The sequence below is a fragment of the Pigmentiphaga sp. NML030171 genome, assembly GCF_002188635.1.
GTDB classification, from domain to species: domain Bacteria; phylum Pseudomonadota; class Gammaproteobacteria; order Burkholderiales; family Burkholderiaceae_B; genus Pigmentiphaga; species Pigmentiphaga daeguensis.
On record NZ_NINX01000019.1, the window covers coordinates 48,087 to 74,371 of the forward strand.

The 26,285-nt window shown below is 68.6% G+C and carries 23 protein-coding genes; 14 read left to right on the plus strand and 9 right to left on the minus strand.

Translation table 11 applies throughout. From position 1 onward, the window contains the following. Window positions 1–173: 173 nt before the first annotated feature. The gene (locus CDO46_RS28295; RefSeq protein WP_165963053.1) at window positions 174–344 is read right to left on the minus strand and encodes a hypothetical protein; all 171 of its coding nucleotides are present in this window, start codon (window positions 342–344) and stop codon (window positions 174–176) included. 105 nt (window positions 345–449) lie between these two features. Further along, window positions 450–1,190 (minus strand): 3-oxoacyl-ACP reductase FabG, encoded by a 741-nt coding sequence (fabG, locus tag CDO46_RS05015; protein WP_087837467.1) that lies wholly within the window; start codon window positions 1,188–1,190, stop codon window positions 450–452. Window positions 1,191–1,351: 161 nt separating this feature from the next. Between fabG and CDO46_RS05020 the strand changes: the two genes are divergently transcribed. Beyond that, window positions 1,352–3,295, plus strand: coding sequence for a metallophosphoesterase (locus tag CDO46_RS05020; protein ID WP_087837468.1), 1,944 nt, complete (start codon window positions 1,352–1,354; stop codon window positions 3,293–3,295). Between the two features lie 86 nt (window positions 3,296–3,381). Beyond that, window positions 3,382–4,704, plus strand: a complete 1,323-nt coding sequence (locus CDO46_RS05025) for an MFS transporter (RefSeq protein WP_087837469.1) — start codon at window positions 3,382–3,384, stop codon at window positions 4,702–4,704. A gap of 44 nt (window positions 4,705–4,748) precedes the next feature. On the opposite strand, the gene CDO46_RS05030 is transcribed toward CDO46_RS05025, so the two are convergent. Then, complete coding sequence (locus tag CDO46_RS05030) at window positions 4,749–5,198, minus strand: helix-turn-helix domain-containing protein (RefSeq protein WP_087837470.1); 450 nt, start codon at window positions 5,196–5,198, stop codon at window positions 4,749–4,751. 99 nt (window positions 5,199–5,297) lie between these two features. Here CDO46_RS05030 and CDO46_RS05035 point away from each other — a divergent pair, with 99 nt between their 5' ends. Continuing rightward, window positions 5,298–6,527, plus strand: a complete 1,230-nt coding sequence (locus CDO46_RS05035; RefSeq protein ID WP_087837471.1) for an MFS transporter — start codon at window positions 5,298–5,300, stop codon at window positions 6,525–6,527. Here CDO46_RS05035 and CDO46_RS05040 read toward each other — a convergent pair. After that, on the minus strand, window positions 6,524–7,348 hold the full coding sequence (locus tag CDO46_RS05040) for an aminoglycoside phosphotransferase family protein (protein ID WP_087837472.1): 825 nt from the start codon (window positions 7,346–7,348) through the stop codon (window positions 6,524–6,526). The genes CDO46_RS05035 and CDO46_RS05040 overlap by 4 nt on opposite strands. 64 nt (window positions 7,349–7,412) lie before the next feature. Here CDO46_RS05040 and ptsJ point away from each other — a divergent pair, with 64 nt between their 5' ends. Beyond that, complete coding sequence (gene ptsJ, locus CDO46_RS05045; protein ID WP_087837473.1) at window positions 7,413–8,705, plus strand: transcriptional regulator PtsJ; 1,293 nt, start codon at window positions 7,413–7,415, stop codon at window positions 8,703–8,705. On the opposite strand, the gene CDO46_RS05050 is transcribed toward ptsJ, so the two are convergent. Next, window positions 8,702–9,268, minus strand: a complete 567-nt coding sequence (locus CDO46_RS05050) for a TlpA disulfide reductase family protein (protein WP_087837474.1) — start codon at window positions 9,266–9,268, stop codon at window positions 8,702–8,704. The two genes, ptsJ and CDO46_RS05050, sit on opposite strands and share 4 nt — an antisense overlap. A gap of 67 nt (window positions 9,269–9,335) precedes the next feature. Between CDO46_RS05050 and CDO46_RS05055 the strand changes: the two genes are divergently transcribed. The 3 genes from CDO46_RS05055 to CDO46_RS05065 are packed head-to-tail and all read left to right on the plus strand — an operon-like array spanning window position 9,336 to window position 11,702. Next, complete coding sequence (locus CDO46_RS05055; protein WP_087837475.1) at window positions 9,336–10,160, plus strand: YggS family pyridoxal phosphate-dependent enzyme; 825 nt, start codon at window positions 9,336–9,338, stop codon at window positions 10,158–10,160. After that, window positions 10,157–10,984, plus strand: a complete 828-nt coding sequence (pdxK, locus tag CDO46_RS05060; RefSeq protein WP_087837476.1) for a pyridoxine/pyridoxal/pyridoxamine kinase — start codon at window positions 10,157–10,159, stop codon at window positions 10,982–10,984. The genes CDO46_RS05055 and pdxK overlap by 4 nt, the downstream gene beginning before the upstream one ends. A gap of 22 nt (window positions 10,985–11,006) precedes the next feature. Further along, a complete protein-coding gene (locus tag CDO46_RS05065) occupies window positions 11,007–11,702 on the plus strand; it encodes a glutamine amidotransferase (protein ID WP_087837477.1) in 696 nt (231 codons plus the stop codon). 15 nt (window positions 11,703–11,717) lie between these two features. Here CDO46_RS05065 and CDO46_RS05070 read toward each other — a convergent pair whose 3' ends face one another. Then, window positions 11,718–13,196 (minus strand): NAD(P)/FAD-dependent oxidoreductase, encoded by a 1,479-nt coding sequence (locus CDO46_RS05070; protein ID WP_087837478.1) that lies wholly within the window; start codon window positions 13,194–13,196, stop codon window positions 11,718–11,720. 66 nt (window positions 13,197–13,262) lie between these two features. Here CDO46_RS05070 and CDO46_RS05075 point away from each other — a divergent pair, with 66 nt between their 5' ends. Then, entirely contained in the window at window positions 13,263–13,856 is a 594-nt protein-coding gene (locus tag CDO46_RS05075) for a TetR/AcrR family transcriptional regulator (protein ID WP_087837479.1), read from the plus strand. Here CDO46_RS05075 and CDO46_RS05080 read toward each other — a convergent pair. Both CDO46_RS05080 and CDO46_RS05085 read right to left on the minus strand, forming a co-directional pair. Continuing rightward, on the minus strand, window positions 13,835–15,064 hold the full coding sequence (locus CDO46_RS05080) for a multidrug effflux MFS transporter (protein WP_243724410.1): 1,230 nt from the start codon (window positions 15,062–15,064) through the stop codon (window positions 13,835–13,837). The two genes, CDO46_RS05075 and CDO46_RS05080, sit on opposite strands and share 22 nt — an antisense overlap. Before the next feature lie 13 nt (window positions 15,065–15,077). Continuing rightward, the gene (locus CDO46_RS05085) at window positions 15,078–15,545 is read right to left on the minus strand and encodes a MarR family winged helix-turn-helix transcriptional regulator (RefSeq protein ID WP_087837480.1); all 468 of its coding nucleotides are present in this window, start codon (window positions 15,543–15,545) and stop codon (window positions 15,078–15,080) included. Between the two features lie 116 nt (window positions 15,546–15,661). Between CDO46_RS05085 and CDO46_RS05090 the strand changes: the two genes are divergently transcribed. Further along, complete coding sequence (locus CDO46_RS05090) at window positions 15,662–16,162, plus strand: GNAT family N-acetyltransferase (RefSeq protein WP_087837481.1); 501 nt, start codon at window positions 15,662–15,664, stop codon at window positions 16,160–16,162. On the opposite strand, the gene CDO46_RS05095 is transcribed toward CDO46_RS05090, so the two are convergent. After that, complete coding sequence (locus CDO46_RS05095; RefSeq protein ID WP_165963052.1) at window positions 16,159–16,650, minus strand: thermonuclease family protein; 492 nt, start codon at window positions 16,648–16,650, stop codon at window positions 16,159–16,161. The two genes, CDO46_RS05090 and CDO46_RS05095, sit on opposite strands and share 4 nt — an antisense overlap. Window positions 16,651–16,873: 223 nt before the next feature. On the opposite strand from CDO46_RS05095, the gene atzF reads away from it, so the two are divergent. The 5 genes from atzF to urtB all read left to right on the plus strand — a co-directional run bounded on the left by atzF (window position 16,874) and on the right by urtB (window position 26,270). After that, entirely contained in the window at window positions 16,874–18,709 is a 1,836-nt protein-coding gene (gene atzF / locus CDO46_RS05100) for an allophanate hydrolase (protein WP_087837483.1), read from the plus strand. Between the two features lie 12 nt (window positions 18,710–18,721). Then, window positions 18,722–22,327, plus strand: coding sequence for an urea carboxylase (gene uca / locus CDO46_RS05105; RefSeq protein ID WP_087837484.1), 3,606 nt, complete (start codon window positions 18,722–18,724; stop codon window positions 22,325–22,327). Window positions 22,328–22,359: 32 nt separating this feature from the next. Further along, window positions 22,360–23,076: a GntR family transcriptional regulator gene (locus CDO46_RS05110; protein ID WP_087837485.1), complete on the plus strand. Its 717-nt coding sequence runs from the start codon at window positions 22,360–22,362 to the stop codon at window positions 23,074–23,076. A 198-nt stretch (window positions 23,077–23,274) separates the two neighbouring features. Beyond that, a complete protein-coding gene (gene urtA / locus CDO46_RS05115) occupies window positions 23,275–24,576 on the plus strand; it encodes an urea ABC transporter substrate-binding protein (RefSeq protein WP_087837486.1) in 1,302 nt (433 codons plus the stop codon). Window positions 24,577–24,650: 74 nt separating this feature from the next. Further along, window positions 24,651–26,270: an urea ABC transporter permease subunit UrtB gene (urtB, locus tag CDO46_RS05120; protein WP_087837487.1), complete on the plus strand. Its 1,620-nt coding sequence runs from the start codon at window positions 24,651–24,653 to the stop codon at window positions 26,268–26,270. Window positions 26,271–26,285: the final 15 nt, after the last annotated feature.

Sequence of the window (26,285 nt, forward strand, 5' to 3'; positions counted from 1 at the left end):
CATCAAGAAGCATTCGCTCTAACTTCGATGTCGGATGGAATCCATGCTTCTGGAAGTCCTGCTGGTCTGGCTGGCCTGTGCGCTGCTGGTGGTGTACAGCGTGGAACGCAAGAGAAGAAAACGCGGCTCGGCCAAATGAGCGCGCCGTGCGGCGGCGCGATGGATCCGTACCTTTACAGGCACCCCACGGCGAAGCTGGACAGCAGCCGGGATTCCGGGACGCCGCCCGCATGGCAGGCGATGCGGAGGATCGCGGCGTTCAGGAAACAGACGGCCAGGAAGGCGACGAGGACACGCAGGAACCGCTTGAGCAGCGGCCTTTCCGTCTCGCTGTAATAGCTCATACGACGATGTGCAATTGATTCTAATTGCTAAACACGTTACAGCATCCTCCTTTTATTCGCAATTATGCGAACGATGTAGCCGTGATATGAACCGCCGGCCATAGGTCAGACGGACATCCCCCCCGACACCTCCAACGCCACGCCATTGACGTAGCTCGCCTCGTCGGAAGCCAGGAAGGCGTACACATTGGCGATTTCCTCCGGCGCTCCCAGCCGCCTCATCCAGCAGGAGGTGCGGAACCCGTCCAGCACCTTCTCGGGCATGCTCTTCAGGATGTCGGTCTCGACGAAGCCCGGGCAGACCGCGTTCACCCGTATCCCCTTGGGGCCCAGTTCGCGGGCCCAGGTCTTGGTGAAACCGATCACGCCGAACTTGCTGGCCGCATAGTTGGTCTGCCCGAAATTCCCGTACAGGCCGACCACGCTCGATGCGTTCAGGATGACGCCGCGCTGCTGTTCCAGCATGGTATCGACGACGGCCTGGGTGCAATTGAACACGCCCTTCAGGTTCACGTCGATGACCTGGTCGAACTGCTGTTCGGTCATGCGCGCCAGCCGCGCATCCTGCGTGATGCCCGCGTTGTTGACCAGGATATCTATGCGGTGGAACCTGGACTTGATGGCTGCGACGACCGCGTCGATTCCCTCGCGGTCGGTCACGTCCAGCGCATGGGCCACGGCCTGGTGGCCGGCCTCCTGCAGCGCCCGCGCCTGTTCCCGCGCGGCGTCGGCCGCCCGGTCGCACAGGATCACCGTGGCGCCCTCGCCGGCGAATTTCCATGCGGTGGCCCGCCCGATGCCGGCGGCGGCTCCCGTGATGATGGCTACTCGGTCTTTCAGCTTCACTGACATCCCCTCTGTATGGAATCCGGCCTCTTCCGGAACGCCGGGCCGGGCACCGGTTCGGCGCCAGTGTGTTTTTACCCTGTCCGGCGGAGTCCCGCATCCGCAGCAATGACGCGGTCATATCGACCCCCTAATCTGCGCCGCTTTCGGGGGAACAAACGATGTCCATACGTATCGCCAAGACCGGGCGCGGGGCGGCCGCCGCCCTGGCGCTCGCCGTGCTGTCCACGCTGGCCGCCTGCGGCGGTGGAGACGGCTCCGCTTCGACCGGCCCCGGCACGCCGACCGGCCCCAGCACACCGACGGATCCGGTCACGCCCACGCTGCGCGTCGGCATCCTGCCCGACACCCAGGGCGGCGACTCCGGCGTCGCCCTGCATCCCATGAAGGCCATCCTGGACCTGTACGCGAAGTCGGGGGTCAACGTGGTCCTGGCGGTGGGCGATCTCGTGGAAAACGGCACCCCGGCCGAATACGCGCTGTGGCGCGGCCTGGCGGAGCAGTACAAGGGCAGGATGACCATCCTGCCCATCATGGGCAACCACGACCCCAAGGGCATAGACCAGGACTGGTACGACACGGTGGAAGGCTTCATCCCCACCGACGCATGGCACATGCCCGGCTCGGCCTACAAGAACTACGCGCTGGTGCGCGACAACGTGCTGTTCATCAACATCTCGTACGGCTGGCTGGAACGGGCCTACGACTTCGTGGAAGGCATGGTCAAGGAACACGGAGGCAAGGTCGACCACATCATCCTCCAGACCCACAACTCCTTCGCCGGCAACCGCTACGGCCTGGTACGGGAGAACATCGTCGACGGCAGCCTGGCCATCGTCAACGACACCAAGTTCCGCGAAGCCTACGACAAATACCGCAAGCTGTTCGCCGAACACGACGTGATCTACGTCTCGGGGCACGAGCACCACTATGCCCGCAGCCTCATCCGCGACGATTCCGACCTTGGCTTCCAGCAGATCATCTCGGGCGACGCCGCCTACAAGGGCTACGAGACGCGCTTCGGCGAACACGAACGCATCCAGAGCGTGCTGATGCACAAGGTGCAGCACGAGGACACGGGCTTTGTCGATGCCAACGCCTCGATCTTCACCATCCAGGGCGGCATGCTGGACTACCGCTCGTACTTCGCCACGCATTCCGTCACCCGCAACGAGGACGGCCCCAAGGAACTCGCCACGCCGCAGTGGAAACTGCTGGACCGGTTCGTCCGCTCCACGCAGCGCTGTGAAAAGGTGGTGTTCCCTGGCAGCGTGCCCGCCGACATCCAGCGCAACAGCGCCTACGATCCGTCCTATCGCACCAGCTATTGCGCCTCGGCCAGCGGCCATCGCGCGCGCCTGCTGGACGGTACGAACCGCAGCTTCAACCGCTACGACACCCGCACCCGCGGCATGAGCGCCACGCCCGGCTACTCCTACGCCGGCAGCAACATGGAGATGCTGTCCATGATGTACCGCTACATGTTCATCAGCGACGAGAGCTTCAGCCGCAACCTCAACAACAGCCAGCGTGCGCGGCTGGTGAACGAGGGCACCGGGGACGAGGAGATCGAGGTCCGCGCGACCACCATCGACCTGAAGAAGCTGGTCGCGCTGAACTGGCAGGAGCGCGGCAAGGACACGGTGTCCGACGTGCTGTGGATAAGCGGCATCGCGGGGCAGACCGGCACCTACATCGATCCGTGGGGACGCGCCAAGGACATCACGGCCACCACCGGCCTGCCGGGCAGCTACGGCGACGGTTCGGAAAGCGGCAAGCTGCCGGTGCAGTTGCCGGCGCATGCCACGCGCCAGTGGGAACTCAGCGCCGACCAGGGCGGCGACACCTATGTGCTGGAGTTCGCGCTGCCCTCGGGCGCCGACGCCACCGCCACCACGCTGGCGCGCCGCGACGCGGACGGCAAGTGGGTCGCGCTGGCCTCCGCCGCGTGCATCAGCAAGCAGCCCTACCAGGCCGCGTTCTTGACCGCCCTGCCCGCCGACGTCGATGCCTCGTGCGCCGTGGCCGTGGGCTATGACGCCACGAAATCGGCCTACTGGGCACGGGTCGACAAGGAAGGGGCGTTCGCGGTGGTGGCGCGCTAGGCTCAAGCAAGGCCGTCCGGCGTTTTCAGGAGCCGGCCATCCCTATATCATTCCCGGGAACATGGCCACGATTCCTCTTTCCTGACATGCCGGCGGCGGCCAGCGGCCCCACCCCGGCCCCCGTCATCTCGCGCGGATCCCTGACGATCGCCGCCCTGTCGACGATCGTCGAATGGTACGACTTCACGCTGTACCTGTACTTCGCGACGGTCCTGTCCCGCGTCTTCTTCGGCGGCGGCGAGCTCTCCCTGCTGGCCACGCTGGCCGGCTTCGCCGTCTCGTACTTCATGCGTCCCCTGGGCGCCCTCGTGTTCGGCCACATCGGCGATCGCCACGGCCGCCGCCGTACGCTGCTGCTGTCCATGGCGCTGATGACGGCCGCCATGCTGGCGACCGCGCTGCTGCCCGCCTACGGCAGCCTGGGCGCCACGGCCGGCGTGCTGCTGCTGGTCCTGCGCTGCCTGATGGCCTTCTCGGTGGGCGGCGAATATACCAGCGTGGTGGCTTACCTGCTGGAAGGCGCGCCTCCCGGTCGCCGGGGCTTGGTCACGTCGCTCGCCTCGGCCGCCAGCGAAGTCGGCGCGCTGCTGGCGGTGGCGGTGTCGGCCGCGACCGTGGCGCTGCTGGATACCCCCCGGCTCGACGCCTGGGGATGGCGCATTCCCTTCTTCGTCGGCGCTGCCCTGGCGGGCAGCATCTGGATCGCCCGCTCGGCCATGCAGGAGTCGCCGGACTTCGAAAGGCAGCAGCGCCAGCGCACCATACCCGCCTCGCCCATCCTGCATACGCTCACGCATCACCGCACCGCCGTGCTGAGGACCTTCGCGATCTCGGCGCTGGGCTCCATCACGTATTACGTCGGCATCACCTACGTGCCCGCCTTCCTGTCCTCGAACGGAGGCCGCGGGGAAGCCGAATCGCTCTGGCTATCGACCGTCGCCGCCGTGGCGGTCATCGCGGCCACGCCCGTGGCCGGCGCACTGTCGGACCGCCTGGGACGCCGGCCCATGCTGATCGGGCTCGCCGTCCTGGGCGCGGCCCTGCCGCTGTTCATGTTCACCTACATGGCACACGGCACCACCGTCCAGGTCGCCCTGGGCGCTGTCGCGCTGGCGCTGGTCGCCGGCGGCGTCAGCGCCGTGGGCGCTCCCGCCACGGCCGAGCAATTCCCGGGCGAAGGCCGGCTGAGCGGACTCGCGCTGGGCGCGACCGCGGCCACCGCGCTGTTCGGGGGAATGACGCCTTTCCTGGCGGAATGGCTGGTACAGGCCACGGGCTGGACGGCCGCGCCGGGCGCGATGATCGCGGTGGTCGCGCTGGCGGTGCTGCCCGTCCTGCGGCAAATGCCGGAGACCGCGCCTCGGGCGGCACATGAGCGGGCCTCGCCGGCCACCGAGTCTTCCCGCTAGTGCCGGGCGCCAGGCGGTTCGGGTGAACGGCGCCGCCCTGCCCGCTATTCCTCGGGCACCCTGAGCAGCACCGTGTCGTCCGGCCCCACCGACCGCCCGTCCGGCGCACGGATGTCCAGCCGGACCGGCAGGCCGGTCTCGCGGTCGACCAGTTCGGAATGCGCTTCGCCCGGCTTGAACAGATGGCGCTCGCCGAACTGGCGCAGGGCAACCATCACCGGGAACAGGTCCCGGCCCATGGCCGTCAGGCGGTACTCCATCCGCGCGCCGCTGTCCCCCACCGGGACGGCCTCCAGGATGCCGCGCGACACCAGGGTGCGCAGGCGCTCGGTCAGGATGTTCTTCGCGATGCCCAGGCTTTTCTGGAACTCGCTGAAACGCGTCAGGCCATCGAACGCGTCGCGCACGATCAACAGCGACCACCAGTCGCCGATCACGTCCAGCGACCGGGCGCTGGGGCAGTAATCCCCCTTCAGGCTTTTTCGTCCGACCATGGTCCGCGCTCCATCGATTATTAGGTTGCATTATAAAACTAAAACCCTTATCCTCCCGAACGGTTTTGTAATGAAACCAAATTATCGGGAGTTTCAACCATGGGTTCTACAGCAAGCGCGGCGCCATCGCCGCTCACGCGTCCGGTCACGCTGCTTTTCGCGGTCGCCAGCGGCCTGGCCGTCGCCAACGCCTATTTCGCCCACCCCTTGCTGGACGTCATGGCGGACGACCTCGGCCTGTCGCACGCGGTGGCCGGCCTCATCGTGGGCGCGACCCAGCTCGGGTACGGGCTGGGCCTGGTCCTGCTGGTGCCGCTGGGCGACCTGCTCGATCGCCGCATGCTCATCATCGGGCAGTCGCTGCTTTCCGTGCTGGCCCTGGCCTGCGCAGGACTCTCATCGACGGCGGCCATGCTGCTCGCCTCCATGGCGGCCGTGGGCCTGCTCGCGGTCGTCACCCAGGCGCTGGTCGCCTACGCGGCCACGCTCGCCCGGCCATCCGAACGAGGCCAGGTCGTGGGCGTGGTCACCAGCGGCATCGTGCTCGGCATACTGTTGGCGCGCACCGCCGCGGGCCTCCTGACCGACCTGTCGGGATGGCGGACGGTGTACCTGGTGTCGGCGGCGCTGACGCTGGCGATCGCCGGGCTGCTCTACAAGGCCCTGCCCCGCCAGCGGCGCACCGGGACCCGGATTTCCTATCCGCGCCTGATCGCATCGGTGTTCACGCTGTTCCTGGAAGAACCGGTCTTGCGCATCCGCGCCATCATCGCGATGCTGATCTTCGCCGACATCACGACGCTGCTCGCGCCCATGGTGCTGCCGCTCGCCGCGCCACCCTTCTCGCTCTCCCATACCGAGGTCGGCCTGTTCGGACTGGCCGGGGCCGCCGGCGCGCTGGGCGCCGCGCGCGCCGGCCGCTGGGCCGATCGCGGGCACGGCCAGCGCACGACCGGCATCGCGCTCGCCCTGATGCTGGCCGCCTGGCTGCCGATCTCGATGCTGCCGCATTCCATCCTGTGGCTGGTCCTGGGCGTCCTGGTGATCGACTTCGGGCTGCAGGCGGCGCACGTCACCAACCAGGGCATGATCTATCGCGTGCGGCCCGAAGCGCAGAATCGCCTGACCGCCGCCTACATGGTGTTCTACTCCATCGGCAGCGCGGCCGGCTCATCGATCTCGACCATGGTCTATGCCCACGCGGGCTGGAACGGCGTGTGCCTGATGGGCGCGGGCATCGGCGCTGCGGCCCTGCTCTTCTGGGCGGCCACCCTGCGCGCCACGCCGGCGGCGGCTACCGCCCGGACGGCCGGTTCCGCCCCCGGCTAGCGCCGGTCCGGACCGAGCTCGGCCTCCGCCAGCTCCGCGATGCGCAAGGTCGGCGCCACGAGCTCGTCCTCGCCGTCCTCGATGAGCCAGGTGGCGGACAGGCCGGCCCAGGCCAGGATCCATTGCAGCAGGCGCTGGCGCTCCAGCCCCGCCGCCCGGGCGACGATGTCCGCCTGCCGCGCCAGGCGCCCCGGGGCCAGGGCGATCGCGTGGTCCGGATTGCAGAACAGGTTGGCATAGTCGAAGCCACGCTCGCCCTCCAGCCGTTTCGGATCGATGGCCAGCCAGCCCCGCTCGCCGAAGTCCAGGACGTTGCCGTGGTGGATGTCCCCGTGCAGCGGCACGACGTCCCTAGGCTCGGCCAGCAGCGCCCGGGCCGCGCCGGCCGACCTGGTCAGGATGCCGCCCAGGCGGGCCGCCACCGGTTCGAGCGCCCGGAACCGCTCGGCCAGCGGCACCAGTGCCGGCGCGGGTTTGCCGCGCGGGGCATGCAGCGCGGCGACGGTCCGGCAGATGATGCGGCTGGCTTCGTCGTCCTGCCCCGCCCGCGCCATGCCGGCCAGCGACCGCGTCCCCAGGGCGCGCTCGAGCAGGATCGCGTCGCCCTCGTGCTCCAGCACGCGCGCCGCGCCCACGCCGTCCCACCACACCATCAGGCCCGCGCCCCAGCGCTCTTCGGGTTCGGTGGAGATCTTCAGCATGGCGGCCTTGCCGTCGCGCCGCACCGGCAGCAAGAGGCTCGAATGCGTGGTGCACGGATCGCCGTCGGGCTCCAGGCTCCAGCGGGCAAGCCAGGCGTCGAAAGCTTGGGGGCGAGTCATGGAGGAATGCTCTCTACGTGGAACAACGTGTCAAACTAGCACACCGACATTGTCCTAGGACGACATGAGAATACGAGGAAAGAGCGCGGCCGAGATCTTCGACAGCGTTCGCGCGCAAGTCCAGTCCCAGCAACTCCTGCCCGGCCAGGGCCTGCCGCCCGTGCGCGAGCTGGCGGCGCAGCTGGACGTCAACCGCAATACCGTGGCCGCCGCGTACAAGCGCCTCGTGGCGGCGGGCATCGCCACCGCCCAGGGCCGGCGCGGCACCACCATACGCGGCCAGGGGCCCGGAGAACAGGAAGGCGCGCTGCCCGATTCGCCGCTGGTGGACCTGGCCAGCGGCAACCCCGACCCGGCCTGGCTGCCGGACCTGGCCGCGGCGCTGCACGCCAGGCCCTACCGGCCCCGGCTCTACGGCGAACCGCTGATCAACGCGGGACTCGAGGCCCATGCCCGCGCCTGGTTCGCCCAGGACTGCCCGGCTCCCTTCGAGGTCGACTTGGCCCATGGCGCGGTCGACGCCATCGAACGCCTGCTGGGCGCCCTGCTCGTTCCGGGCGACAAGGTCGCGGTGGAAAACCCCTGCTTCCTGAGCAGCATCAACCTGCTGCGCGTGGCCGGCCTGCAGGCGGTGGGCGTACCGGTCGACGCCGAGGGCATGCAGGCGCCGGCGCTGGAAGCCGCGCTGGCCAAGGGAGTCCGGGCCGTCATCCTGACGCCCCGTGCGCACAACCCCACCGGCTGCAACCTGAGCGCCAGGCGGGCGCGCGCGCTATCGCGCGTCCTGGCGAAACATCCGCACGTCGCCGTGATCCTGGACGACCACTTCGCCTTGCTGGCGACCGCCGCCTATCACTCCGCGCTGCCCGCGGGCACGCGGCGCTGGGCCCTGGTGCGTTCGCTCACCAAGGCACTGGGGCCCGATATCCGGATGGCACTGGTGGCCAGCGATGAAGCGACTTCCCGGCAATTGCGCCTGCGCCTGGCATCGGGCACGAACTGGGTCAGCCACCTGCTGCAGGACATGGCGGAAACCACGCTGGGCAGCCCCGACGCCATCCGGCTGATGTCCCGCGCCCGCAAGGACTATGCCGTGCGCAGGAAGCGCCTGGAGGATGCCCTGGGGAAACGGGGCATCGCCTGCCTGGAAGGCGGGGACGGACTCAATCTGTGGGTGCCGCTGGCCACCGACGACCAGGCGGTCGCCCAGGCCCTGGCGCGGCGGGGCTGGCTGGTCCGCCACGGGCAGCCCTTCGGCGTGCACGAAGCCGTGCCCGGGCTGCGCATCACCGTGTCGGGCATCGAGCCGGCGCAATGCCGGCGGATCGCCTCGGACCTGCGGCACTGCCTGGGCTAGGACGCCGGCGCCACGCAGGCATCCGGGCCGCATCCCGCGCCGGCCCGTCCGCTTGCGGGCGTGCCGGCGCCACCGCCTTCCTCGCCTTCCTCCAGCAGACGGCCGATGGCCGAGCCCAGGGCCAGGTCGTCGATGCTGCCCAGGTGATGCAGGCGGATGTGACCGCGGCGGTCCAGCAGCACCACGCTGGGCGTGCCGCCCAGGGCGTAGTCCCGCATCGTCATCGGAATGTTCCCATCCGGCGCGGGACGGTCGATCCCGATGGGGAAGCTCCAGCGATATTCCTGCGTGAAGGCCCGCAGCGCGGCCGGCCCCGTCACGTCGTGGTGCTCGAACACCGTATGCAGTCCGATCACTGCCACGTCGTCCTCGCGGAACATGCGATGCACGCGCTCGGCCTGCGGCAGGCCATGCGCCAGGCAGGCCGGGCACAACATCTGGAAGGCGTACAGCAGCACCACCTTCCCACGCAGGCCGGCCAGGTCGATGGGCGCGGAGACGTTCAGCCACTCGTCCACCTGCAACGGCGGCGCTTCCACGGTATGGGGCTTGGGTCGGGACATGTCGGACTCCTGTAGTCGTGCCTGAACATGATACTCTTTTGGCATAGGACAAACCGATGAGCCGGACATGAACGCGGACAGCGAAGCCCCCCGGGCCGATACCCCCACCCAGCACGACCAGCACGGCCGCTGGCCCCAGGCCGCCTCGGTCGAGGATTTCCGCCGCAACCTGGCGGCGGTGCGCGAACGCATCGCCGCGGCATGCCGGCGCGCCGGCCGCGACCCGGCCGGCGTGCGGCTGCTGCCGGTCAGCAAGACCGTCGACGAAGCGCGCATCCGCCTGGCCTACCAGGCCGGCTGCCGCTTCCTGGGCGAGAACAAGCTGCAGGAGGCGGCCCGCAAATGGGAAGCGATGTCCGATCTGGCCGACCTGAAGTGGTCCATCATCGGCCACCTGCAGACCAACAAGGCCAAGCTGGTGGCGCGCTTCGCCGCCGAGTTCCAGGCGCTGGACAGCCCGCGGGTGGCCGAGGCACTGGACCGCCGGCTGCAAGCCGAGGGCCGCGCGCTGGACGTATTCGTGCAGGTCAACACCTCGGGCGAGGCCAGCAAGTACGGCCTGCATCCGGATGACGTCCAGGACTTCCTGCGCCAGATGCGCGCCTACTCCGCCCTGCGCGTGCGCGGGCTGATGACGCTCGCCCTGTTCTCCGCCGAAGCCGAGCGGGTCCGGCGGTGCTTCGTGCTGCTGCGCACGCTGCGCGACCGCCTGCGGCAGGGCGCGCCGGCCGGCATCGGCCTGGACGAACTGTCCATGGGCATGTCGGGCGACTACGAGATCGCCATCGAGGAAGGCGCAACCGTGGTGCGCGTGGGCCAGGCCATCTTCGGCGCCCGCAGCACGCCGGACGCCTACTACTGGCCCACCGCCGACCCGCAGCCTGCATCATGAACGATCCCGGCCCCCTCCCGCTGGACGTGGTCTCCATCATGTCCCAGGTCGTCTACGGCCACGTCGGCAACTCGATCGCGGTGCCCAGGCTGTGCCGCGCCGGCCTGCACGTCGCCGCCGTGCCCACCGTCGTGCTCAGCAATACTCCCCACTACCCCACGATGCACGGCGGCGCCCTGCCGCTGGACTGGTTCCAGGGCTACCTGGACGACCTGACGGCCCGCGACGCGCTGCGCCGGTTGCGGGCCGTGGTGGTGGGTTTCCTGGGCAACGCCGCGCAGGCCCAGGCGCTCGGCCGCTGGCTGGAAAGGATACGGCCGGACCACCCGGACCTCATGTTGATCGTCGATCCCGTCATCGGCGACCACGACCATGGCATCTACGTCGACCCGTCGCTGGTGGATGCCTACCGCGACCACCTCGTCGGCCAGGCCCGCGGCTTGACGCCCAACGGCTTCGAACTCGCGCAGCTGACGGGCATGCCCGTGGACGGCATCGACGACGCCATCCGCGCCGCCCGCCGGCTTCTGGCGGGCGATACCGAATGGGTGGTCGTCACCAGCGCGGCGCCCGCGACCTGGACGCCGGACGACATGAAGATCCTGGTCGTGACGCGCACCGACACGGCAACCATCGTCCATCCCCGGCTGGCCCTGACCCCCAAGGGCACCGGGGATCTCTTCACCGCGTCGCTGGCCGCGCACCTGCTGGAAGGCGCGGCTATCGAAGCCGCGGCGCGGCAGGCCGCCGATGACGTCCTGGCCGCGCTGCGGGAAACGCAACGCGCCGGCTGCGCCGAACTGCTGCTGCCGCCCCACCCCTGAACGCCGGACCGGAACCCCGACAATGAACCGCCAAGCCCTGATCGTCCGCCACGTCGCCTTCGAAGACCTGGGCACGCTGGCCCCGCTGCTGGCCGGGCGCGGCTACCGCGTGCGCTACCTGGAAGCCGGCGTCGATGCGATCGCCCCCGGGCCGCTGGCCGCGGCCGACCTGGTCGTGATCCTGGGCGGCCCGATCGGCGTCTACGACACGGACCGCTATCCCTTCCTGGAAGCGGAACTGGCGGCCATTGCCGAACGGCTGAAGCAGGACCGGCCCACCCTGGGTATCTGCCTGGGCGCGCAACTGATGGCCAAGGCGCTGGGCGCGGACGTCAAGCCCACCGGGCGCGCCGAAATCGGCTATGCGCCGCTTACCCTTACGGACGAGGGGCAGGCCTCGGTTCTACGCGGCATCGGATCGGTGCCCGTGCTGCACTGGCACGGCGACCAGTTCGACATCCCGCCCGGCGCCGCCAGGCTGGCGCAAACGCCCGGCTTTCCCAACCAGGCCTTTGCCCTGGGGCCTCGCCTGCTGGGCCTGCAGTTCCACCTGGAAGCGCAGGCCACGCACATCGAACGCTGGCTGATCGGCCACGCCTGCGAGCTGGCGGCGCACCGGATCGACGTCGCCGCCGTCAGGCGGGACGCGGCGCGCCATGGCGCCGAGCTCGAACGCGTGGCCCGCCAGGTCTTCGGCGACTGGCTGGACGGCTGCTGACACCCGGCCACCTCTTCAGATCCGCGCCGGCCCGGCTCCGCCCGTGGCCGCCTCGGCCGCCTCGGCCGCCTGTATGCCCGACAGGATGGCGGACGGCACGCCGTAGCCTGGAAACGTGGTCTGTCCGGCCAGATACAGGCCGCGCAGCGGCGTGCGATGCGGGAAGAAGCGGTCGGGCGAGGCGCCGGGCGCCACGCCATACAGCGCCCCCTCGTACAAATGCCGCTGGCGGACGAAGTCCCGCGGGTCCAGCACGCGGACGGCATCGATCTCCAGCCCCGGAACCCGCTGCCGCATGGCCGCCAGATAGCGGTCCACGGCGGACCGCGTCATGTCGGGCGTCCACTCGTCGGCCGAGGCGATGCCGGAGACAGGCGCGTACAACTCCAGGATGGAGCGTCCCGGCGGCGCCAGATCCGGCAGGACCTGCGTGGGGCATGTGTAGGCCAGCCAGCGCGGCGCGTCCGGCGGCATCACATGCAGCCGGCCCTGCTCGCGCATGAGAGGCACGTGGTTGACGATGAACGCGCCCGGCCCCTCGGCGACCGCGCCGCCCAGCTGGATCGATATCGCGCGATGGGATAGCGGCGCACGCCGCGCGCGCCGCGCCAGCGTCCATGGCACCGCGTCGGCGGGCAGCAGGCGGTGGACCACGTCGAAGCCTGAACAGGCCGCGATCACGCAATCGGCCTGGATGCGTTCCCCGCCCGCCAGCGCGACACCGCGCGCCACGCCGCCGGCCACCGTTATGCGTTCCACCGGCCGGCCGCACAGGATGCGCACGCCGTGGCGCTGCGCCGCGCGGTACAGCGCCTGGCTGATGGCTCCCATCCCGCCCCGGGGAAGGTGGAAGCCCTCTTCCAGCAAGGCCACCAGCCCGATGATCTGCGTGGCGGGAAGCCGTTCCGGCCCCATGCCGGTGTACAGCAGGGTGGATGCGACGGCGGCCTGCAGCCCGGCATCCGGGAAATGCCCGGCGATGAGACGATCGGCCCGCCCCGACAGGGCAGGCAGGTAGCGCCACAGCCGCCCCAGCGTCCTTGCCAGGGCCGGCTCGAACGGCAGCACTTCCTGGACCAGCGTGCGATAGATCGGCGCCCAGCGGCGCCGCAGTGCGTCCAGTCCATCCCGCAACATGGCGGTCCGTGCCGCGTCTCCCTCGACCAGGGAATCCTCCACGCCCGCCAGCCGCACCACCGTGCCGTCGTCCAGGTGCGTCGCATGCGGCCGCGCGATGGCGGCCAGCTCGATCTCGCGCTCGACGTCCATGCCCAGCCGCGCGAACCCCGATCTCAGCAATGATGGAACCGCCACGTACACGGCGCCGTTGTTGAAGGTGAAGCCTTGTTCGCTGACGGTGGAGCAGCAGCCTCCGACCTCCTCGCCGGCTTCGGCCAGGACGACGTCGACGCCTTGCCGGGCCAGCGCCACGCTGGCCGCCAGGCCCGACAGCCCCGCGCCGACGACCATCGCCGACCGTATCGACCTTCCCATGACAGCTAGCCTCCATGACCGGAAAAATTAGACAATGTACAAAATTCTACACTGTATAATTCTTTCATGATCACGGCCGCCCTTCCCTCCAAGCGCCAGCGCACGCGCGAACATATCGCGACGGTGGCGGGCGACCTGTTCGAACGCCACGGCTACGAGGCCGTGACGATGGAACAGATCGCCGTCGAGGCGGGCGTCGTGCGGGGAACGCTATACAACCACTTCGCGGTCAAGGAAGCGGTGCTTGCCGAATGGATGCATGCGCGCCTGGCGCGCGACTTGGCGCCGCTGATGCAGGCCGTCATGAAGCGCAAGACCTTCGCCTCCCGCATCCCGGTGGTCCTGGACGCCTCGGCCCGATGGTGGGAGGAACATCGGCAGTACGCCGCGCCCTACATCCGCTTCCGCTTCCAGCAGGTAAGCGATGGATCGGGCGAGCAGGCGTCGTCCGACATGGTCACCGCGTACACCGCGCTGATCCACGCGGCGCAGCAGGCCGGGGAAGTCCGCGACAACGAACCTCCTGAACGCCTGGCCAACTACCTGCATTTCCTGTACCTGTCGGCGCTGATGAGCTGGCTGGGCGACCCGAAGGTTTCCCTGCGCAAGGCCTTCGCGCGCGCCTTCGACTTCTTTCTTCAGGGCGCGTCGCGCCCCTGAGGCTCGCCGCCGTCCCCGCCCCGCGCGCCGACCGCGATCCGGAAAGCCCCCAGGGCCACCACCGTCAGGAAGATCTGCACCACCGCGCAGGAGATGGCCGGATCCGAGCCGTAGCCCACGAGCTTGGTACCCAGCGCGCCGGCCGCCATCTGCCCGAACCCGTACAGGCCCGCCGCGGACCCCGTCAGCCCCGGTGCCGAGGACAGCGCGCGCGACAGCCCTGCCGGACTGGCCATGCCGCATCCCGTCGTCAGCAGGAAGGTGATGGCGATCAGCACGGGCACATTCAGCCAGCCCATGGCCTGCACGCCCAGGAACACCAAGGCCATGGCCAGGCTCAGCCCCGCCCCCATGTAGAGAAACAGCTCCGTGTTCAAGCGCCCCACCAGCCGCCGGGTCGTGGCTGACCCCACGCTGGCCCCGACGATGGTGATCGCCGCGAACCAGCCGATCTGGGAAATCGGCAACTGCAACTGCCCGTGCACGATGTAGGGTGCCGTCGCCAGATAGGGATAGAGCGCCGTGCTGGAACAGGCCCCGCCCACCATGAACCCCAGGAATCGCCGGTTGCCGACCAACTGGCCGTAGTCCCGCGCGATCTTGCCGAAGGCCAGCGGCGAGCGGTCCAGGTTGGTCTCGGGCAGCAGCCGCCACGCGCACAGCACCATCGCGGTCGCCATGCACACCAGGAACACATAGATGGCCCGCCAGCCAAAGCCGTCGGCCAGGTACGAGCCCAGGATGGGCGACAGCCCCGGCCCCACCAGCGTCAACAGGTTAAGCAGCGCCAGGTCCTTGGTGGCCCGCTCGGGCGTGGAGATGTCGCGGACGATGGAGCGCCCCAGCGTGATGCCCGCCGCGCCGCCCAGCGCCTGCGCCAGGCGGGCGGCCAGCAGCCATTCGAGCGTGGGCGCGAACAGCGCGAACACGCTCGCCACCAGATAGATGCCCAAGCCCAGCAGCAGCGTGGGCCGGCGCCCGATGGTGTCCGACACCGGCCCGTAGATCAGTTGTCCGAACGCCAGCCCCACCACGTACAGCGTGATGGTCTGCTGCATGCCGGCCGGGCTCGCGCCCAGGTCGGCGCCCGCCAGCGGCAGCGCCGGCATGAAGATGTGCATGGCCATCGTGCCGCTGAGCGTCACCAGCACCAGGAGCCACAAGGGCGCCCGGATGGACGGGGCAGGGGACGGATGCGCGCGGGTCATGGAGGTCTTTCGTCTAAAGCGTATCGAACCGGCGCGCGATCTTTTCCAGGGCCTGGCGGGTGATGCGCAGTTCCTGCGCGGTCAGGTCGTCCAGCAGGCTGGCCTCGATCTCCAGGCTCTTGGCCACGATACGCTCGGCCAGCGCGCGCCCCTGCCGCGTCAGGCGGATGGACTTCGCGCGGCGATCCTCTTCCGCCGTTTCCCACTCGATCAGGCCCAGCTCGCGCAACTGCGACAGGATGCGGACCAGCGAGGACTTCTCCAGCGACAATGTCTCCGCCAGGTCCTTCTGGCGCACCACCGGCTCGCTGGATTCGTACAAGGCCAGCAGCGGCGCGCGCGTGGCGTCCGAGAGACCCATTTCCTTGAAATGCTGATCGACCGCCCTGCGCCACTTGCGGTAGACCGCGCCGACCAGCCGTCCGAAGCGGGCCCGGACGTGTTCGTCGAGCTGCGGCGGGGTCCTTAAATTAGGTTGCATGCGAACTATTTTCCCAGGAAATTAGTTCGCATGCAACCTAAGTACGCAAACACTCCGCTGCTTGATTGCCCTATATTCTCTAGCTCGGATGACAACCTCTCTGCCCCCCCCTGCCCATGTTGATACGCCCGGAACAACCGCACGACATCGCGGCCATCGACCGCGTGATCACCCGCGCCTTCGCCACCGCGCCGCATGCGAGCGGCACCGAGGCACGGATCGTCGACGCGCTGCGCGAGGCCGGCGCATTGACCCTTTCGCTCGTGGCGGAATCCCATGGCGAGGTCGTGGGCCACGTGGCCCTCTCTCCCGTGGCGCTTTCCGACGGCACACCCGGCTGGTACGGCCTCGGTCCGCTCGCCGTGGCGCCCGGACACCAGGGCAAGGGCCTGGGCGGGCAGCTGGTCGCGCATGCGCTCGATGCGTTGCGCCAGCGCCATGCGGCCGGATGCGTGGTGCTGGGCGAACCGGAATACTACGGCCGGTTCGGATTCCGGGCCGATCCGGACTTCGTGCTGCCGGGCGTGCCGCCGGAATATTTCCAGGCGGTCCGGCTCACGCCCGGGGCGGGTGGAGGAACGGTGGCGTATCACCAGGCCTTCGAGGTAGCGGCCTAGAGATCGCGGCCCCGCTTACGGTACTCCCACGGCGCGACAGGCGACGGCAAGGCCCACAGGCCACGCCGCCCCGCCCTCGCCTCGCCCTGCAGGTCAACCAGCGCCCGTTCCGCGGTGAACTTGGGATAGACCCAGGCATACCCATGGCGCAGCATCATTTCCTGCACGCTGCCATGGCCGCAATCGACATCGCCCAGCGTGCGGCCATAGCGATCCTTGCCATGGCGCGACAACCTGGCCTGCGCGCCCAACGGACAGAGTGCCCTCAGGAAATCGCGCGAGGCGATCCCGCCGGCCTGGCCAATCTCCGGCGCATCGATCCGCTCCAGGCGCACCGGAGTGCTTTTCTTTTGCGGGGGACATTGCAGGCGCATCGTGTCGCCATCGTGGATGGACGTGACGGTGCAAACCTGGGCGAACGTGGCGCATGGCAGGGCGAAAGCGGCTATGCCTGCCAGGCACCGGATCATCGAAATCGTGGTTTTCATGGCGGCATTATCCCAGCACCGGCGGCACGGCCCGTCGCACCATTGCTGGGCGCACGCCCCTGAGTCGAGCGCAATCGCGCGCCACTCCTGTGCGCGGCAAGGCATCGGCCGGCCGAGCATCCCCCCTCATCTCGCCGCCCGCACGGCTAAAGCCGCATGGCAGCGCGCCTGGCACGGCTCTTGAATATGTCCCTCCAAACTTGTACACAAGAGGGAATACCAGATGCGCGGATGGACGATTTCCGACTGGCTCGACGCATACCGGGACGGCGCACAACCGGCACGCCTGCTTGGCGAACTGCTGGAGTCCCTGGCGGGGCCGGATCCGGCCTGGATTTCGATCGCCAGCCCGGAGGTGCTCCAGGCCCAGTTGGCGGCGCTCGAAAGCCGGCTGCGGTCGGTCGACGGAAACATCGATAAGCTGCCGCTGTACGGCGTGCCGTTCGCGGCCAAGGACAACATCGATGCCGTCGGGTTCGCGACCACCGCGGGCTGCCCGGCGTTCGCCTACACGCCTGCGCAGAACGCGACGCTGATCGCGCGACTCGCCCAGGCCGGCGCGATATTGATCGGCAAGACCAATCTCGACCAGTTCGCCACGGGGCTCGTCGGCGTACGATCGCCCTACGGCATACCGGAAAACGCCTTCGACCCCGAATACATATCGGGCGGATCGAGTTCCGGCTCGGCCTCCGTGGTCGCACGGGGTATCGTTCCGTTCTCGCTAGGAACCGATACCGCGGGCTCCGGCCGGGTGCCTGCGGGGCTGAACAACATCGTCGGCCTCAAGCCCACGCGCGGCGCGTTCAGCAACACCGGCGTCGTGCCGGCTTGCCGGACGCTCGACTGCGTGTCGGTGTTCTCGACGACGGTGGAAGACGCGGTTCGCGTCCATGATGTCGCCGCATCGCTGGACCTGGCCGATGGACTCTCACGAGCCGCGCCGGCGGGGTCGGCGACATGGCGTCTTCCTGCGGCCCCGCGCTTCGCCATTCCGGCGGTTCCGGAGTTCTTCGGCGACGACCTGTCCGACCAGGCTTTCAAGGCCGCGGTCGCACATATCGAAGCGCGCGGCGCGACATGCGTACCCGTCGATTTCTCCGTCTTCGACGACGTGGCCGCCCTGCTCTACGACGGCCCCTGGGTGGCCGAGCGGTATGCGGCCATCCGCGCCTTCGCGGCAGGACACGAGACCGACATCCATCCCGTCGTCCGCGACGTCATTTTCAAGGCGCGCGATTTCTCGGCCGCCGATGCCTTCGACGGCATCTACCGCCTCGCGGACCTGAAGCGCCGTGCCGACACATTGCTGGCGCAGTTCGATGCGTTGCTGGTCCCCACCGCCCCGACGCACTACCGGATCGCCGAACTGCTGGCCGATCCGATACGCTTGAACAGCAACCTGGGCAAGTACACGAATTTCGTCAATCTGCTCGACTGGAGCGCGGTCGCGGTGCCGGCGAACCTGCGCGAGGACGGACTGCCGTTCGGCATCACCCTGATCGGCGACGCCTGGCGCGAGCGGGCACTTGCCGGCTTCGCCGCATCGTGGCACGAAGCGACCGGCCTGACGCGAGGCGCAACGGGGCTGCCGCTTGCCGCTGGCAGGATCCCCGCCGCCGGATCCGCGGACCTCGACACGACAGGCGAATCCATCCGCGTGGCGGTAGTCGGCGCCCATCTGCGCGGCATGCCGCTGAACCACGAACTGACGTCGCGGGCAGCCCGGTTCGTCGAATCGACCACGACCGCCGCCAACTATCGGCTCTATGCGCTGGCCAACACGACGCCGCCAAAGCCCGGTCTCGTGCGGGCGGACCACGGCGCGCCGATACGGGTGGAGCTATGGGACGTACCCGCGGCGGCATTCGGCTCGTTCGTCGCCGGCGTTCCCGCGCCGCTGGGCATCGGCACGCTGACCCTCGCCGACGGCCGGCAGGTCAAGGGTTTCATCTGCGAACCCTATGCGCTGGACGACGCCAGCGACATCACCGAATTCGGCGGCTGGGCGAGCTACCTCGACAGTCGGCGCCCCAGCAACGAGCCGTCACGTTCCTGAACCGGAGCCCACATGTTCGATACCGTACTGATCGCCAATCGAGGCGAGATCGCTTGCCGCATCGCTCGCACGCTCAAGCGGATGAAAATCCGCTCCGTGGCGGTGTACTCCGACGCGGACCGCAACAGCCTGCACGTCGCCACGGCCGATGTGGCCGTGCCGCTGGGAGGCGACACCGCCGCCGACAGCTACTTGCGGGCCGACCTGATCATCGAGGCGGCCAGGCAGACCGGCGCGCAGGCCATCATTCCCGGTTATGGCTTCCTGTCCGAGAACGCCGAGTTCGCCGCGCGCTGTGAGGCCGAAGGCATCGCGTTCGTCGGACCGACCGCGCTCCAGATGAAGCAATTCGGCCTCAAGCACGAGGCGCGCGAGCTGGCCCGGCGGGCGGGCGTTCCGCTCACGCCCGGATCGGGCCTGCTGGCGGATGTCGACAGCGCGCGCAAAGCGGCCCGGGTCATCGGCTATCCGGTCATGCTCAAAAGCACGGCAGGGGGCGGGGGAATCGGACTGACACGCTGCAACGACGAAGCCGAACTGGTCGCCGCCTTCGAGTCCGTACAGCGGCTGGGCCAATCGTTCTTCGCGAACGGCGGCGTATTCGTCGAACGCTTCCTCGACCGCGCACGCCATGTCGAGGTGCAGATCTTCGGCGACGGCAACGGCAAGGTGGTCGCGCTGGGCGAGCGCGATTGCTCGCTGCAGCGGCGCAACCAGAAGGTGGTCGAGGAAACGCCCGCGCCGGATCTTCCGCCCGACGTACGCGGCAGGCTGCTGGCCGCGGCGGAGAACCTGGGCCGCTCCGTGGGCTACCGCTCGGCCGGCACGGTCGAGTTCATCTACGACGCCGCGCGGCAGGCCTTCTATTTCCTCGAGGTCAACACACGGCTCCAGGTCGAACATGCGATCACCGAAAGCGTGACCGGCATAGATCTCGTCGAATGGATGATCCTGACGGCGGCCGGCACTCCCCCCGCCCTGGACCGGGCGATCACGCCGCAGGGCGCATCGATCGAGGTGCGCATCTACGCCGAGAACCCGCTGCGCAACTTCTCGCCCAGCCCCGGCACCCTGACCGAGGTCGGCTTTCCGCCCGACGTCCGGGTGGACAGCTGGGTGGAGACTGGCACCGAGGTATCGGCCCACTACGATCCGATGATCGCCAAGCTGATCGTCCACGGGGCAGACCGGCCCGCCGCGATCGCGGCGATGGCGCGCGCGCTCGACGCGACCCGCCTCTCGGGCATCGCGACGAACCTCGACTACCTGCGCAAGGTCATCGCGAGCCACGGGTTCCGCGACGGCGATGTCTCGACCCGCTATCTGGACGACTTCGCCTACCGCCCGTCGGCCGTGGAGGTGATCGACGCGGGCACCTACACCACCATCCAGGACTATCCCGGGCGCGTGGGCTACTGGGACATCGGCGTGCCGCCGTCGGGTCCGATGGACGACTGGGCATTCCGTCTGGCCAACCGCATCGTGGGCAACAACGAGCACGCGGCCGGCATCGAGGCCACGGTACTCGGTCCGACACTGCGCTTTCACGGCGACACCGTGATCGCGCTGACCGGCGCGCCCACGGATGCGCGGCTCGACGGCTCGCCGGTCGAATTCTGGGCGCCGGTCACGGTCCGGGCCGGCCAGACGCTGAAGATCGGCAAGGCAACGAGCGGCTGCCGGACCTACCTGGCCGTGCGCAACGGCCTGGACGTGCCGCTGTACCTGGGCAGCCGGGCGACGTTCGCGCTCGGCCAGTTTGGCGGACATGCCGGGCGCACGCTGCGCCCGGCCGACGTGCTGCCGATTGCCGATCCTGCACTGCCCGCGACCGCGGACCTGGCGCCGATCCACGCCCCGGCTCCGCTACCCTCCGCGCTCGTGCCCGCCTACGGGCGGGAATGGGAAATAGGCGTGCTGTACGGCCCGCATGGCGCCCCCGATTTCTTCAAGCCGGAATCGATCGAGACGTTCTTCGCCAGCCAGTGGGAAGTCCATTACAACTCGAACCGCCTGGGCATCCGGCTCAATGGGCCCAAGCCGGAATGGACGCGCTCGGACGGAGGGGAAGCCGGCCTGCATCCGTCGAACATCCACGATTGCGAGTACGCGATCGGCAGCATCAACTTCACTGGCGACATGCCGGTTATCCTCACGCGCGACGGCCCGAGCCTGGGCGGATTCGTCTGCCCGGTCACGATCGCCAAGGCGGAACTGTGGAAAGTCGGACAGGTCAAGCCTGGCGACCGCATCCGCTTTCGCGAGATGTCGTTCGACGAGGCGCTCGCGCTGGAGCGGCGGCAGGATGCGTTCATCCGCGACTGGAACGGGACATCGATCGATGCGCCGGCATTTTCCACGCGCCGCGGCTCGCCCATCCTGTTCGAGGCGCCCGCGCAGGGTGAACGTCCCAAGACCGTTTTCCGCCAGGCCGGCGACAAGTACATCCTGGTCGAGTATGGCGACAACGTGCTCGACCTGAACCTGCGATTCCGCGTCCATGCGCTGATGGAGGCGCTCAAGGCGGCCGCCCTGCCCGGCGTGCTGGAACTGTCGCCGGGCGTGCGGTCGCTGCAGGTGCGCTACGACGGCCGGACCATCGGCCAGCGGGCGCTTGTCGAGGCGCTGGCGGCAACCGACGCGACGCTGGCCGGCATTTCGACGATGAAAGTGCCGAGCCGGGTGGTGTACCTGCCCATGGCCTACGAGGACTCGGCGACGCTGGACGCCGTGGCGCGCTACCGGCAGTCGGTGCGCGATACCGCGCCCTGGCTGCCCAGCAACACCGAGTTCATCCGGCGCATCAACGGCCTGGCCTCGACGCAGGACGTGCACGATACGATCTACCAGACGAGCTACATGGTGCTTGGCCTGGGCGACGTCTACCTGGGCGCCCCGTGCGCGGTACCGGTCGACCCGCGCCATCGCCTGCTGACCTCGAAGTACAACCCCGCGCGAACCTACACGGCCGAAGGAACGGTCGGCATCGGCGGCGTGTACATGTGCATATACGGCATGGATTCGCCCGGCGGATACCAACTGGTGGGACGAACGCTGCCCATCTGGAACAAATTCCTGAAGAACGAAGCGTTCGTCGATGGCAAGCCATGGCTGCTGCGCTTCTTCGACCAGGTCCGCTTCTACCCGGTGACCGAGAGCGAGCTGGAAGGATTGCGCAATGACTTCCGGGAGGGCCGCCAGGGCGTGCGCATCGAGGAAGAGATCTTCGATCTCGGTGAGTACAACGCCTTCCTGGCCCGGATCGAACCGGAGCTGGAAGTGCTCCGGGCCACCCAGAAGCAGGCGTTCGACGCGGAGGTCGCCCGCTGGGCGACCCAGTCCGACGAGGCTGGCACCGCGGACGACGGCCCGGATGAGGCCACCACCGCGCATGACGATCCGACGGGCTCGATCGTTGCCGCCGACATCACGGGCAACGTCTGGAAGCTGCTCGTCGAACCCGGGGCAACCGTGAAGGCGGGAGACTCGCTGCTGATCCTGGAAGCCATGAAGATGGAATTCCACATCTCCGCGCCGCACGACGGCCTGGTCAAGAGCCTGCATTGCCGCCCCGGCATGATGATCAGCGCCGGCGACCCCCTGGTATCGCTGGCATGACCGCCGCTTCATAACCGTTTCTGGAATTCCTTATGGCGGACAACCGCGTGCCGGGCGAACCGGCGCAGGGCGCGAACAACCTCGCGACACAGATCTACACCCGGTTGAAGGCGGACATCTTCGATTTCCGGCTATTGCCCGGCGACAAGTTCAGCGAAGGCGACGTCGCCGCGCGCATGCAGGTCAGCCGCACTCCGGTGCGGCAGGCGCTGTTCTGGCTGTTGCGCGAAGGCTACGTGGACGTGCACTTCAAGAGCGGCTGGCAGGTGCGGACCTTCGACTTCAAGTACTTCGAGGACCTGTACGAGATCCGCGTGATGATGGAAACGACGGCCATCGACCGTATCGTCGCCGGGCGCCAGACGGCGCAGCTCGATCCGCTGCGGGAGATCTGGTGCGTGCCAGCCGGAATGCGCGAGCAGGACCCGGCCAGGGCGGCGGCGCTCGACGAGGGCTTCCACGCGGGGTTGGTCGCCGCGACCGGCAACCTCGAGATGGCCCGGATGCATACGGACGTGGCCGAACGCATACGCATCATCCGCCGCCTCGATTTCACCAAACCGCCGCGCGTGGCCGCCACCTACCAGGAGCACGCGGACATCCTGGACGCCATCGGCAAGAACGACGCCGCGCTCGCGCGGCAGATGGTCCGTGCGCATATCGCCGAGAGCCAGGCCGAAGTCAAGCGCATCACGCTGTACATGATGCAGACCGCCCGCGAACGCTATGCGTCGCGCGAGCAGGCCTGAAGCTCCCGGGATGCGTGCGGGGCGCACCAGCATGGCGCCGCCACGCACCGACATCTATCACGACAAGACGCGAACAGCCCGCTGAATCCCCCTTCCCTGCTCCGGCGCCGCCGGCTCATCCGCTGGCCCGGAAGTTGCATCTTCAATGCAGTCTTGTATCCAAGACGAAATACAACCTTCCACTTCCAAGGACGATCAATGAAAAAGCGTGAGTTTCTGAAGGTCGCATCGGCAGCGGGCCTGGCGGGAATCGCCGGCAGACTCCCTTCCGCATTCGCGCAAGGTGCGAACAAAGGGCCGATCAAGGTGGGTATCCTGCATTCGCTGTCGGGCACGATGGCGATCTCGGAAACGTCGCTGAAAGACACGGCGCTGATGACCATCGCCCAGATCAACGCGGCGGGCGGCGTGATGGGCAGGAAGATCGAGCCGGTCGTGGTCGATCCGGCGTCGAACTGGCCGCTCTTCGCGGAAAAGGCGCGCCAGTTGATTTCGCAGGACAAGGTCGCCGCCGTGTTCGGATGCTGGACGTCGGTATCGCGCAAGTCCGTGCTGCCCGTGTTCGAAGAACTGAACGGCCTGCTTTTCTATCCGGTGCAGTACGAGGGCGAGGAAATGTCGCGCAACGTGTTCTACACCGGCGCCGCGCCCAACCAGCAGGCCATCCCCGCGACCGAATACCTGATGAGCGCGGAAGGCGGCGGCGCCAAGCGCTTCTTCCTGCTGGGCACCGACTACGTCTACCCGCGCACCACCAACAAGATCCTGCGGGCCTTCCTGCAATCGAAGGGCGTGCAGGATGCCGACATCCAGGAGGTCTATACCCCGTTCGGCCACAGCGACTACCAGACCATCGTCGCGAACATCAAGGCCTTCGCGCGTGGCGGCAAGACCTGCGTCATTTCCACGATCAACGGCGACTCGAACGTGCCGTTCTACAAGGAACTCGGCAACCAGGGCCTGAAGGCGGCCGACGTGCCCGTCGTGGCGTTCTCGGTGGGCGAGGAAGAACTGCGCGGCATCGACACCAAGCCGCTGGTCGGCAACCTGGCCGCGTGGAACTACTTCATGTCGCTGCGCAATCCGGAGAACACGAAGTTCAAGGAGATGTTCGCGGACTGGGTGAAGAAGAACAACCTGCCGGGCGGCGCGAAGCGCGTGACCAACGATCCGATGGAGGCCACCTACGTCGGTCTCCACATGTGGAAACAGGCGGTCGAGAAGGCCAAGAGCACCGACGTCGACAAGGTGCGCGCCGCGATGATAGGCCAGAAGTTCGCCGCGCCCTCGGGCTTCACGCTGGAGATGGACGGCAACCACCACCTGCGCAAGCCGGTGATGATCGGCGAAGTGCGCGCGGACGGCCAGTTCAACGTCGTCTGGCGCACCAAGGCGCCGGTGCGCGCGCAGCCGTGGAGCCCCTACATTCCCGGCAACCAGGGCAAGCCGGATGTCGTCGGCTCGCTTCCCGCACTGGCGCGCCAGCCCGGCCTGGCCTGAGCCCGACGCCGGGACACGGCGCGGCTGTCGTGTCCCGACGGATTCCTGTCCTTGTCCAACCCGGTCTTCCCCACATGAACCTGCGCCAATACCTGCGCGCCGTGGCCGTGTCGGCGGCGCTCGCGTGCCCCGGCCCGGCGGCCTTCGCGCTCGACGCCGCCGACATCGCTCCGTTGGGCGGTGACGACTTCGATGCCAAGCTGGCCGCGATCGACAAACTGATCGAGACGCGCGACGAGAGCTCGTTCGCGCTGCTCCAGGCGCTTTCCGACGACAACGCGCTGGCCACCGACGCCGGGCAGGTGCTGATCCGGTCGGACGCGGCCACGCGCGACGCGGCGACCGGCAGGCCGGTCGGCCAGGACGTGGCCGATGGCGCGCAGCCTGTCACGCTGAACAATCTGCTGCGCGCGAAAGTCGCCGGCGCGCTGGCCGGCCTGCAGCTCGCATCGCCCGATGCCGCCGCGCGCGGCGCGGCGATCGACGCGCTGCTGAAGAATCCGGATCCGTCGATGAAGCCCCTGATCGACGCCGCGCGCGCGCGGGAAGCCGATCCCGCCCTGAAGCAGCGCCTCGACACGCTATGGTCGATGACCGCGCTGCACGCCCCGGATGCCGCGACCCGGCTCGAAGCGGTCAAGCTCGTCGCCGCCCGCAAGGATCCGGGCATGTACGAACTGCTGCGCCCGCTGACGGCCAAATCGGCGACCGGCGCATGGCAGGAACCCGACCCGCAGGTACGGGCCGTCGCCCAGCAAGGGCTCGACACGCTGGACGGCATTGAACGCCGCGGACGGATCGCCGGCACGCTGTTCGCCGGCCTGTCGCTCGGCAGCGTGCTGCTGCTGGCCGCGCTGGGCCTGGCGATCACCTATGGACTGATCGGCGTCATCAACATGGCGCACGGGGAATTCCTGATGATCGGCGCCTACGCGACCTACGTCGTGCAGACGCTGTTCCAGCGCTACGCGCCCGCGGCGTTCGACTGGTATCCGCTGGTGGCGGTGCCGGTCGCGTTCCTGGCGGCGGCGCTCGGCGGCGCGGCCATCGAACGCCTGGTCCTCAAGCACCTGTATGGCCGGCCGCTGGAGACGCTGCTGACCACCTTCGGCATCAGCCTGATCCTGATCCAGGGCACGCGCATGATCTTCGGCGCACAGAACGTCCAGGTGGAAAACCCTTCATGGATGAGCGGGGGCGTGACCGTCATGCAAAGCCTGATCCTGCCCTACAACCGGATCGCGATTCTTGCGTTTTCGCTGGCGGTGGTCGCGCTGGCCTGGGCCGTGCTGACGCGAACGCGCCTGGGCCTGTTCGTGCGCGCGGTCACGCAGAACCGCCGGATGGCCGCCTGCGTCGGCGTGCGGACCGCGCGCGTGGACGCCTATGCGTTCGCGTTCGGCGCCGGCATCGCCGGACTGGGAGGCTGCGCGCTGTCGCAGATCGGCAACGTGGGACCGGACCTGGGCCAGAGCTACATCATCGACTCCTTCATGGCCGTGGTGCTGGGCGGGGTCGGCCAGATCGCCGGCACGGTGATCGGCGGCTTCGGACTCGGTCTCGTCAGCAAGGCGATCGAACCGTTCTGGGGCGCCGTGCTCGCCAAGATCGCGGTGCTCGTGCTGATCGTTCTCTTCATCCAGAAACGCCCGCAGGGCCTGTTCGCCCTGAAGGGCCGTAGCGCGGAGGCCTGAGATGGCTGTCACGAT

What these genes read in the sequence shown, in the direction of transcription:
- CDO46_RS05040 (WP_087837472.1), bottom strand. Translation starts at nt 7,348, where the DNA reads ATGACTCGCCCCCAAGCTTTCGACGCCTGGCTTGCCCGCTGGAGCCTG.
- CDO46_RS05095 (WP_165963052.1), bottom strand. Translation starts at nt 16,650, where the DNA reads ATGAAAACCACGATTTCGATGATCCGGTGCCTGGCAGGCATAGCCGCT.
- CDO46_RS28295 (WP_165963053.1), bottom strand. Translation starts at nt 344, where the DNA reads ATGAGCTATTACAGCGAGACGGAAAGGCCGCTGCTCAAGCGGTTCCTG.
- uca (WP_087837484.1), top strand. Translation starts at nt 18,722, where the DNA reads ATGTTCGATACCGTACTGATCGCCAATCGAGGCGAGATCGCTTGCCGC.
- ptsJ (WP_087837473.1), top strand. Translation starts at nt 7,413, where the DNA reads ATGAGAATACGAGGAAAGAGCGCGGCCGAGATCTTCGACAGCGTTCGC.
- CDO46_RS05090 (WP_087837481.1), top strand. Translation starts at nt 15,662, where the DNA reads ATGTTGATACGCCCGGAACAACCGCACGACATCGCGGCCATCGACCGC.
- urtB (WP_087837487.1), top strand. Translation starts at nt 24,651, where the DNA reads ATGAACCTGCGCCAATACCTGCGCGCCGTGGCCGTGTCGGCGGCGCTC.
- CDO46_RS05110 (WP_087837485.1), top strand. Translation starts at nt 22,360, where the DNA reads ATGGCGGACAACCGCGTGCCGGGCGAACCGGCGCAGGGCGCGAACAAC.
- CDO46_RS05070 (WP_087837478.1), bottom strand. Translation starts at nt 13,196, where the DNA reads ATGGGAAGGTCGATACGGTCGGCGATGGTCGTCGGCGCGGGGCTGTCG.
- CDO46_RS05085 (WP_087837480.1), bottom strand. Translation starts at nt 15,545, where the DNA reads ATGCAACCTAATTTAAGGACCCCGCCGCAGCTCGACGAACACGTCCGG.
- CDO46_RS05055 (WP_087837475.1), top strand. Translation starts at nt 9,336, where the DNA reads ATGAACGCGGACAGCGAAGCCCCCCGGGCCGATACCCCCACCCAGCAC.
- CDO46_RS05075 (WP_087837479.1), top strand. Translation starts at nt 13,263, where the DNA reads ATGATCACGGCCGCCCTTCCCTCCAAGCGCCAGCGCACGCGCGAACAT.
- CDO46_RS05030 (WP_087837470.1), bottom strand. Translation starts at nt 5,198, where the DNA reads ATGGTCGGACGAAAAAGCCTGAAGGGGGATTACTGCCCCAGCGCCCGG.
- CDO46_RS05020 (WP_087837468.1), top strand. Translation starts at nt 1,352, where the DNA reads ATGTCCATACGTATCGCCAAGACCGGGCGCGGGGCGGCCGCCGCCCTG.
- urtA (WP_087837486.1), top strand. Translation starts at nt 23,275, where the DNA reads ATGAAAAAGCGTGAGTTTCTGAAGGTCGCATCGGCAGCGGGCCTGGCG.
- CDO46_RS05080 (WP_243724410.1), bottom strand. Translation starts at nt 15,064, where the DNA reads ATGACCCGCGCGCATCCGTCCCCTGCCCCGTCCATCCGGGCGCCCTTG.
- atzF (WP_087837483.1), top strand. Translation starts at nt 16,874, where the DNA reads ATGCGCGGATGGACGATTTCCGACTGGCTCGACGCATACCGGGACGGC.
- CDO46_RS05025 (WP_087837469.1), top strand. Translation starts at nt 3,382, where the DNA reads ATGCCGGCGGCGGCCAGCGGCCCCACCCCGGCCCCCGTCATCTCGCGC.
- CDO46_RS05050 (WP_087837474.1), bottom strand. Translation starts at nt 9,268, where the DNA reads ATGTCCCGACCCAAGCCCCATACCGTGGAAGCGCCGCCGTTGCAGGTG.
- CDO46_RS05065 (WP_087837477.1), top strand. Translation starts at nt 11,007, where the DNA reads ATGAACCGCCAAGCCCTGATCGTCCGCCACGTCGCCTTCGAAGACCTG.
- pdxK (WP_087837476.1), top strand. Translation starts at nt 10,157, where the DNA reads ATGAACGATCCCGGCCCCCTCCCGCTGGACGTGGTCTCCATCATGTCC.
- CDO46_RS05035 (WP_087837471.1), top strand. Translation starts at nt 5,298, where the DNA reads ATGGGTTCTACAGCAAGCGCGGCGCCATCGCCGCTCACGCGTCCGGTC.